The sequence below is a fragment of the Pseudomonas sp. FW305-7 genome (genome assembly GCF_058786735.1).
On record NZ_JBYSZA010000001.1, the window covers coordinates 660,177 to 667,540 of the forward strand.

The window sequence follows — 7,364 nt, forward strand, 5'->3', positions numbered from 1 at the left end:
CCTTACAACTGCCAGGAACCGATATCGGCATTCACGCCGTCGCCGTCAGGCTGACCGTCGGCACCGAGGGAAAAGATGTCGATCTCGCCATTGGCGCCGGGGTTGAGGTATTGATAAGGACGCCCCCACGGATCGTTCGGCAAGCGCTCCAGGTACGAACGCCAATTGCTGTTCTTCGCATCCGCCGGCCGCTCCACCAGCACCTTCAGCCCCTGATTCATGCTCGGGTAAGTGCCATGATCGAGGCGATACAACTTCAACGCCTGCATTAACCCACCAATATCCTGCTTCGCCGCCGTCGCCCGCGCCTGATCCGGCCGGTCGAGCACCTTGGGCACCACCATCGCCGCCAAAATCCCCAGAATCACCACGACCACCATGATCTCGATCAGGGTAAAACCCTGCTGCCCACGCGGCTTGCGCATCGGTTGCTGAAGCGATTTGAAAGGTGCGATATCCATCTCGACATTCCCTGGCTTGATTCGATTCGACGCGCAGTGTTGCAAGAAGATATGTCAGTGATGTTGAAAATCCTCGGGTGTTTTCGTCGTCAAGCCGTCAAGGACGGGGGTTAGCGTCGAGGGCTGGGTTTGGGTTTTGGGCGGTTTATGCGTGCGCGTTCGCGAGAAGCGGGTTTCACATTGATTGAGGTGCTGGTGGCGCTGGCGATTATTGCTGTGGCGATGTCGGCGGCTGTGCGGGTGGCGGGGTTGATGACGCAGAGCAGCGGGGTTTTAAGGGATCGGTCGGTGGCGCTGATTGCGGCGCAGAGTCGGATGGCGGAGTTGCGGTTGGAAGGCAAGTTGCCGATGGGTATGAAAGCGCTGGATTGCGATCAGGGGCGACTAATGCTGCGCTGTGAACAGCTGATCAGCGCAGCCGAAAACGGCCGCTTACTCAAGATTGGCATCCAGGTATTCGACCGCAATCAGGATGCGCCGCCGCTAGCAAAACTCGAAACCCTACTAAACCGCCCCCTGTAGGAGCTGCCGCAGGTTTTGTGGTGTTTGCAGATTTTGCACTCACCACAGAACCCTGTGGGAGCGGGCTTTCCCGCGAAGACGCCAGAACAGACACCCAATCAATCACCAGGTGACCCCGACACGCGCATCACCCCGTCAATTACAAATTATCTAACACCCGATTCACCGCCAGCACTCCCTATAACCGAACACGGCAATCGGTCGAATATCGGCTTACGCCCGATGACTGACTAACCTGCCATCCCAGCCAGACATTCATATGCCGATCAGCGTTGCGGATAAGGCACACCAAGCTCCCAGCGTGATTGCCAATGCGCGATGTATTGACGCGAAACCTCCGGCATATCTCGAATCACCACCACGTTTTCCGAGTTAGCCGTTTCGGCGGACGGAGCGAAATTGAACGAACCTGTTTCTACCGTATTACCGTCGACGATGATGGTTTTGTCGTGATGAAGATGGAAATGTTCATTGGTACGCAGTTCCACACCGTTCAAAACCACAAGGTCCATCGCCGTCTTACTGGACTTGCCCAGATTTCGCTTTTTATCGACCACAATGCGCACCTCCACCCCACGCTTCTCCGCATCAATCAAAGCCTGCACGATATCGGGGGCCTTGAACGCATAGGCGAGCATTTGAATACTGTGCTGCGCAGACCCGATGGTTTCCAAAACCAGCTTTCGCGCCGAACCTTCCGGGGAAAAACCGACCTGCACGCTTGGTTCGGCCTGGGCTATGGCCGTGGTACTGAGCAAGATCGCCAGCGCGGCGCATTGCAATTTAGTCATGCTTGAAGACCTTCAGTTAAACAGCCGGGACGCTTTACTCGCAGGATGCAAATCCATCTGAGCCACCTCCTCCCGAAAAAGATCATCAGCCGCACCAGCCAACTATCCTGCAAAGTCGCAATGTATCTGCATGCTCTCTGTCGGGTTGCGGTGAATCTTGAAGCCGCACTGCATCAGCGCAGCCTTGACCTCTTTGAGAACGCTGAGATGTTCAGCCGCCCTGCTGTGTTGAAGGCTCGGCGATGTAAATACGCCCAACGGCAAAAATCGCAGTCTCCTGCCATTCAGAATGATTGAAACATCCACATGAGAGCCATCCACGTCATGCCCATTGGAGCCGAATATATCGCTCACCTCGTCTTTTCGGCCTGGGTAGCAAGCGCAAAACAACCGGATGCCCAGCCACCTCGACAGGACCCTGAATAACCCAAGTTGACTGGTTTTATTTTCATATCCCCGAACGAGCAGGAGTTGAATTGACGGGGGAAGCTTCGACTGGGCTTCAATCAATTTAAGGAAGACATTTTGTTCAATCAGTACTTCAGAGGATGGCCAGCGAGGTTTGACCTTCAAGCCCTGATTCTCGCCCTTGGAAAGGGTCAACATAGCGTTCGAACTCTATTTTCAACTATTTGATTTCGCGAAATTTAGCATGGGCAAGCGTCCCTCCGCTTACAGACAAAAATCCAGGCTGTCGGGCCGCCATCGCGCTCAAGCCAACTCCCACAGGTTTCAGCACCCGGACACACTATCCGTGACCAACCCAAAACCCTGTAGGAGTGAGCCTGCTCGCGAAGGCGCCAGAACGGACACCCAATCAATCACCAGATGTACCCGACACCCGCATCAATCAGCCAATTGCAGATTATCCAGCGCCCGATTCACCGCCAGCTCACCAAGCATGATCAACTGCGCAATCCCCAACAACGCCCGACGCTGCGCCGCCGGCAACAGACTGGCGCAATCCTGCGCAATGGTTTTGGCCGAAGCGAGTGTTTCGCTGGCATCAATCAGCAGTTCTTCGTTTTTGTTGTCCGCAGTCACGGCATACATCCCACGGGTTTTCCGTGGCGGCGGCGTGGAACCGGGTGGACAGAGGTAATGATCGAGCGCGCGGTCGGCGGCTTCGTGGAGTTTTCTGGAATCGAGGGATTCGTACGGGGAAACCGAGTCGGTTTCGGGCGGGTTGGGTGTTGGTTTGATCATGGTGAAGCTCCTTGATTGTTGGAGCCGCCACATTTCGCTGCGAAACGAAGAGAGGTGGCAGCTGTACGCAGGTTCGCAGACCGGGAATCAAGGCACCCGGCATACCCGAAGGTATCCCGCGCACAGCCGCCATAATGCACCGTTGCCAAAGGTGGCAACGTTTCGGAGCGCTGTGCGCCTTGATTGATCCGGGCTGCGAAACCCGATCGCTGATTCGTCAGCGACCGCACCACAATAGAACCGGCCCCCAAGGCACACAAGCCGGCGGATTCTGGCGTAGCTGTAGGCAAAGGCGCAAGGATATGTAGCCTGAGAGAGTGACTGGAGATGTCTTTTTAAACATTGGTGTTTATCGGAATCCTCATTGCGTCTCGAACCCCACGACAGCTCCACCCCCTTGCCCCAACAGACTTAAGCGTCCAGCGAACACATCCCCCTGAAGCTGACTATGGAACCATCGCCTCCATTGAACCGAGGCCGCAGTGGTTACGCGGATTCTGTTCTCTATAATCACTGACCGGCCATGCTTAGGGTGCTTGTTATGCCAGCCTCCGCTGATCAAAACTCCGCTGTCGTTTTATGCGCAGCTTCCAGTAACGACCTGGAAGATCTGGTAGCCATCAGGATTGAGGCCATGCGCGAGAGCCTTGAACGGCTTGGACGATTTAAGCCGGATCGTGCGCGCGAACGATTCATTGCTGGGTTCGACGCTAACAGCACACGCCGCATAGAAGTCTCAGGTGATCTGGTCGGTTTTGTCGTAATCAAAGACCATCAGAGCGAGCTTCTGCTTGACCACTTGTATGTGATACCCAGTGCGCAAGGAGCAGGAATCGGCTCTGAAGTTCTTACTCGGATTTTCAGAGAGGCTGATGAGATCGGGCGTCCCATCAAAGTAGGTGCTCTCAAGGAAAGCGCTTCAAATCGTTTTTACACTCGCCATGGCTTCGTGTTCGTCGAAAGCGGTGAATTCGATAACTATTACGTCCGGGCTAGCGGTAATGCCGTTGATTTTGGCGACTAGGCAGATGTTGATACGGTGCCCTGTCAGAGGTTGCACCGTTGGATGGGCATCTACCTGTGCGGCAGTAAGTCGGTAATCTCATTCGCCCGCTGAACATTCAAAGGGTCGGATCTATTTTTCAAAAATAAATCCGCACCCTTTTCCTTCTTATCGGGAACGAATTCCGTAACGCCTCTCTGAATAGATCCGTCCACTTATCCCTAGCGAAATGCTCAACCTCGCAGCCCATCGAAACCCCGCTCGCCGCAAAACCGTGCTTCTCTGCCGTCTGGCCCTCTTCCCTCCTGATGGCCAACGACTGAATTACCGAACGTGGTCAGCATGACTATGCTGTTGACTTACCTAGCTGAAAAAAGTCATGCAATGCCAATATCGAGGCTGATGTTTAGAACGCGAGACACCGATCTGACATCAATCGATCTGGTAAATAAAGCAAAGGAGTGCGAGATGAAAATCATCGCTTTTTTAGCCATTTACCTCGCAGGTGGGGTTGCCCTGTTTCCTTTCCTCGACCTCATGCGTCCCGTAGGTGTTTTCCTCGACCATTTCTATTCACAAATTTTCCTTGGTTCCGGCGCTGATGTAGCGGAACGCCTGAGCCTGAGCTTTATGTACGCAAGCCTGTTTCATCTGGTGTGGTCGGCTTTATTTTCTGAAACTGCAAAAAGCTGGGTACGCACGGTTAACTTCAGAGACCTTTGCTATCTCGCTATTCGATGCCTGAGTTTTTTTTGCGTCAGCGTGATAAGTCTCGGGCTGGTTGGAACAAGCAGCCAAAATGTGCCCCGTACGGACTTTCATCAATATTTCACTTTTTTGGTGATCTGCATGCTTCTGGGTCTTTGGGCGTGGTCGCTCAAGGATTTTTTGGTGGCAGCCTTTCATTGCACCGGAAGAAAAATCACAGGAACGACTAATAAAAGCAGGCAATAACCTAGGTCACTTCTACTAGGCTCGGCGCTAGGCCGAAAGCAGCAACAAGGGAGGCAGCACGTCCCGAATGGCTGGCACCAAGAATCACCATCCTCCGCAACCTCATACCGAGGATCCGGAGTTTTTGTCGAGCTAGAGTCGGCTATAGGAACTGTAATTGAAGGCCTCGACCCTCGTATTTTTCGCAATTTATTGCACGGGTATCAGCGCAGCGTTTGCCGATGACTCACAGGCGCCAAACGACATGCACGGGCCAGCAGACATCGTCGTCGGTGAGCGTTTGGCTGCGGCCAGACCCAAGCTAATCAAACAAGGATGGAACCCGACGCGGATGCATACCAACGACGGCTATGAATACAGCGGCGTAGAGAAGGAGCTGGCTGCACACGAGTTCTTCGAACTGGATACCTGCTCGTTTGATAGCTCGCGTTGCATCTTGTACTACGCGAAGAAAGGAACTTGCCTACGCGTCGATACCATCGGTGAGAAATTCAATGACATGACCGTGACGCGATGGACCCGCGAATGTCCTGAAGCGCCTCAATAATCACACGAAGACGAAGCGGTAATAATCAACTGCTCCCACAGGTTTCAACATCGTACACAACACCTGCAATCAGCATAAAACCCTGTGGGAGCGAGCCTGCTCGCGAAGGCGCCAGAATGAACACCCGATCAATCACCAGGTTATCCCGGCACCCGCATCACTCCGGCAATTGCAAATTATCCAACGCCCGATTCACCGCCAACTCCCCGAGCATGATCAACTGCGCAATCCCCGCCAGCGCATGACGCTGCGATGCCGGCAACAGGCTGGAGACGTTCTGGGCGATGGTTTTGGCCGAAGCGAGTGTTGCACTGGCATCGACCAGCAGTTCTTCGTTTTTGTTGTCCGCAGTCACGGCATACATCCCACGGGTTTTACGTGGCGGCGGCGTGGAACCGGGCGGACAGAGGTAATGGTCGAGCGCGCGGTCGGCGGCTTCGTGGAGTTTTTTGGAATCGATGGATTCGTAGGGGGAAACCGAGGCGGTTTCAGGCGGGTTGGGTGTTGGTTTGATCATGGTGAAGCTCCATTTTTATACCTGGTGGAACCACCAACACCTGTCGCTAAACAAGTAAGGGTGGCAGCTGTACGCGGGTTAGCGAACCGAGAGGTATAAGACCCGGCAGACCCGAAGGTCTCCCACGCACAGCCACCATATCGTCATCGCAAACGTCTGCGACAAACTGGAGCGTCGTTGTACTTATACCTGGTCAGGTCGCTAAACCCGGTCGCTGGGTTGCCAGCGACACGTAGACGATAAAGACCAGGTACAAAGCGCACAAGCCGGCGGATTCTGGCGTAGCTGTAGGCAAAGGCGCAAGGATTTGTAGCCTGAGAGAGTGTTTGAAGATGTCTTTTAAACATTGGTGTTTATGGGGGCCCCTCATTCCGTCTCGGATCCCTCAACAGATTCGTGCCCTTGTCCCAACAGACAAAAGAAAATGGCCGAGATTGTCAGTCGTAACTAACAACCTCGGCCAAATGAACAGCTCTATTTTTTCCGGCACATCTCAACGTCATCCTGGGTTTTCAGGTCTGCATCAATTCCCAAGCGGTACCGGCAGTAGTCGATAATCCTCCCCCGCTCCTCTGCCGTCAGGCGCTCTACCTTCCTGATCTCACCGTCGTTTGCGTGGATGTTGTAGAACTTCATCTGAAACGTGGGATGTTTCTTGATGAAGACAATCGTCTCGATGTCACCATCCTCTAGGGCTTCGTAGTAACCGACGTAGAGCATCGTCACCACGGCGAGGATTACTGCGATTAAAAGCTTTTTCATTCTTGCGGCGCCGGAGGTAGGAGTAGTTGGGTCTTGGCAGGAAAGAAGGCTGATTGCTTTTCAGAAAATGAATCAGTCGCCATTTTTCACCACCAGCCCAACTCTTACAGGTATCAGCATCCTACAAAATATCTGTGATCAACATAAAACCCTGTAGGAGTGAGCCTGCTCGCGAAGGCGCCAGAACGGACACCTAATCAATCACCAGAAGTGCCCGACGCCAGCATCAATCCGCCAATTGCAGATTATCCAGCGCCCGATTCACCGCCAACTCACCAAGCATGATCAACTGCGCAATCCCCAACAACGCCCGACGCTGCGCCGCCGGCAACAGACTGGCGCAGTCCTGCGCGATGGTTTTGGCCGAAGCAAGTGTTTCGCTGGCATCAATCAGCAATTCTTCGTTTTTGTTGTCCGCAGTCACGGCATACATCCCGCGGATTCTACGTGGGGGCGGCGTGGACCCGGGCGGACAGAGATAATGGTCGAGGGCGCGGTCGGCGGCTTCGTGGAGTTTTTTTGAGTCGAGGGATTCGTAGGGGGAAACCGAGTCGGTTTCGGGCGGGTTGGGTGTTGGTTTGATCATGAGTGAATCTCCAAA

General features: G+C 53.9%; 11 protein-coding genes. 4 read left to right on the forward strand and 7 right to left on the reverse strand.

The genetic code is table 11. The annotated features are described in order from the left end of the window. Positions 1 to 2: 2 nt before the first annotated feature. Positions 3 to 461: a type II secretion system major pseudopilin GspG gene (gene gspG / locus AC3WMT_RS03010; RefSeq protein WP_103302425.1), complete on the reverse strand. Its 459-nt coding sequence runs from the start codon at positions 459 to 461 to the stop codon at positions 3 to 5. Positions 462 to 608: 147 nt separating this feature from the next. On the opposite strand from gspG, the gene gspI reads away from it, so the two are divergent. Continuing rightward, the gene (gene gspI / locus AC3WMT_RS03015) at positions 609 to 983 is read left to right on the forward strand and encodes a type II secretion system minor pseudopilin GspI (protein WP_158249162.1); all 375 of its coding nucleotides are present in this window, start codon (positions 609 to 611) and stop codon (positions 981 to 983) included. Between the two features lie 266 nt (positions 984 to 1,249). On the opposite strand, the gene AC3WMT_RS03020 is transcribed toward gspI, so the two are convergent. The 3 genes from AC3WMT_RS03020 to AC3WMT_RS03030 form a co-directional block, all read right to left on the reverse strand. Continuing rightward, positions 1,250 to 1,774: a phospholipase D family nuclease gene (locus tag AC3WMT_RS03020; RefSeq protein ID WP_103302427.1), complete on the reverse strand. Its 525-nt coding sequence runs from the start codon at positions 1,772 to 1,774 to the stop codon at positions 1,250 to 1,252. Positions 1,775 to 1,876: 102 nt separating this feature from the next. Next, on the reverse strand, positions 1,877 to 2,380 hold the full coding sequence (locus AC3WMT_RS03025; RefSeq protein ID WP_103302428.1) for a hypothetical protein: 504 nt from the start codon (positions 2,378 to 2,380) through the stop codon (positions 1,877 to 1,879). Between the two features lie 240 nt (positions 2,381 to 2,620). Beyond that, positions 2,621 to 2,980 carry a DUF6124 family protein gene (locus AC3WMT_RS03030; protein ID WP_103302429.1) on the reverse strand — a complete coding sequence of 120 codons (360 nt, stop codon included), beginning with the start codon at positions 2,978 to 2,980 and terminating at the stop codon, positions 2,621 to 2,623. 541 nt (positions 2,981 to 3,521) lie between these two features. Between AC3WMT_RS03030 and AC3WMT_RS03035 the strand changes: the two genes are divergently transcribed. The 3 genes from AC3WMT_RS03035 to AC3WMT_RS03045 all read left to right on the forward strand — a co-directional run bounded on the left by AC3WMT_RS03035 (position 3,522) and on the right by AC3WMT_RS03045 (position 5,484). Beyond that, positions 3,522 to 4,004 carry a GNAT family N-acetyltransferase gene (locus tag AC3WMT_RS03035; RefSeq protein ID WP_103302475.1) on the forward strand — a complete coding sequence of 161 codons (483 nt, stop codon included), beginning with the start codon at positions 3,522 to 3,524 and terminating at the stop codon, positions 4,002 to 4,004. A 447-nt stretch (positions 4,005 to 4,451) separates the two neighbouring features. Next, positions 4,452 to 4,937, forward strand: coding sequence for a hypothetical protein (locus tag AC3WMT_RS03040; RefSeq protein ID WP_103302430.1), 486 nt, complete (start codon positions 4,452 to 4,454; stop codon positions 4,935 to 4,937). A 157-nt stretch (positions 4,938 to 5,094) separates the two neighbouring features. Then, positions 5,095 to 5,484 carry a hypothetical protein gene (locus tag AC3WMT_RS03045; RefSeq protein ID WP_103302431.1) on the forward strand — a complete coding sequence of 130 codons (390 nt, stop codon included), beginning with the start codon at positions 5,095 to 5,097 and terminating at the stop codon, positions 5,482 to 5,484. A 157-nt stretch (positions 5,485 to 5,641) separates the two neighbouring features. Here the strand turns inward: AC3WMT_RS03045 and AC3WMT_RS03050 are convergent, their stop codons facing one another. The 3 genes from AC3WMT_RS03050 to AC3WMT_RS03060 form a co-directional block, all read right to left on the reverse strand. Further along, a complete protein-coding gene (locus tag AC3WMT_RS03050; protein WP_103302432.1) occupies positions 5,642 to 6,001 on the reverse strand; it encodes a DUF6124 family protein in 360 nt (119 codons plus the stop codon). Positions 6,002 to 6,475: 474 nt separating this feature from the next. After that, positions 6,476 to 6,763 (reverse strand): hypothetical protein, encoded by a 288-nt coding sequence (locus AC3WMT_RS03055; RefSeq protein WP_103302433.1) that lies wholly within the window; start codon positions 6,761 to 6,763, stop codon positions 6,476 to 6,478. A gap of 226 nt (positions 6,764 to 6,989) precedes the next feature. Further along, positions 6,990 to 7,349: a DUF6124 family protein gene (locus AC3WMT_RS03060; RefSeq protein WP_103302434.1), complete on the reverse strand. Its 360-nt coding sequence runs from the start codon at positions 7,347 to 7,349 to the stop codon at positions 6,990 to 6,992. Between the last annotated feature and the right edge of the window lie 15 nt (positions 7,350 to 7,364).

What these genes read in the sequence shown, in the direction of transcription:
- gspG (WP_103302425.1), bottom strand. Translation starts at nt 461, where the DNA reads ATGGATATCGCACCTTTCAAATCGCTTCAGCAACCGATGCGCAAGCCG.
- gspI (WP_158249162.1), top strand. Translation starts at nt 609, where the DNA reads ATGCGTGCGCGTTCGCGAGAAGCGGGTTTCACATTGATTGAGGTGCTG.
- AC3WMT_RS03020 (WP_103302427.1), bottom strand. Translation starts at nt 1,774, where the DNA reads ATGACTAAATTGCAATGCGCCGCGCTGGCGATCTTGCTCAGTACCACG.
- AC3WMT_RS03025 (WP_103302428.1), bottom strand. Translation starts at nt 2,380, where the DNA reads ATGTTGACCCTTTCCAAGGGCGAGAATCAGGGCTTGAAGGTCAAACCT.
- AC3WMT_RS03030 (WP_103302429.1), bottom strand. Translation starts at nt 2,980, where the DNA reads ATGATCAAACCAACACCCAACCCGCCCGAAACCGACTCGGTTTCCCCG.
- AC3WMT_RS03035 (WP_103302475.1), top strand. Translation starts at nt 3,522, where the DNA reads ATGCCAGCCTCCGCTGATCAAAACTCCGCTGTCGTTTTATGCGCAGCT.
- AC3WMT_RS03040 (WP_103302430.1), top strand. Translation starts at nt 4,452, where the DNA reads ATGAAAATCATCGCTTTTTTAGCCATTTACCTCGCAGGTGGGGTTGCC.
- AC3WMT_RS03050 (WP_103302432.1), bottom strand. Translation starts at nt 6,001, where the DNA reads ATGATCAAACCAACACCCAACCCGCCTGAAACCGCCTCGGTTTCCCCC.
- AC3WMT_RS03055 (WP_103302433.1), bottom strand. Translation starts at nt 6,763, where the DNA reads ATGAAAAAGCTTTTAATCGCAGTAATCCTCGCCGTGGTGACGATGCTC.
- AC3WMT_RS03060 (WP_103302434.1), bottom strand. Translation starts at nt 7,349, where the DNA reads ATGATCAAACCAACACCCAACCCGCCCGAAACCGACTCGGTTTCCCCC.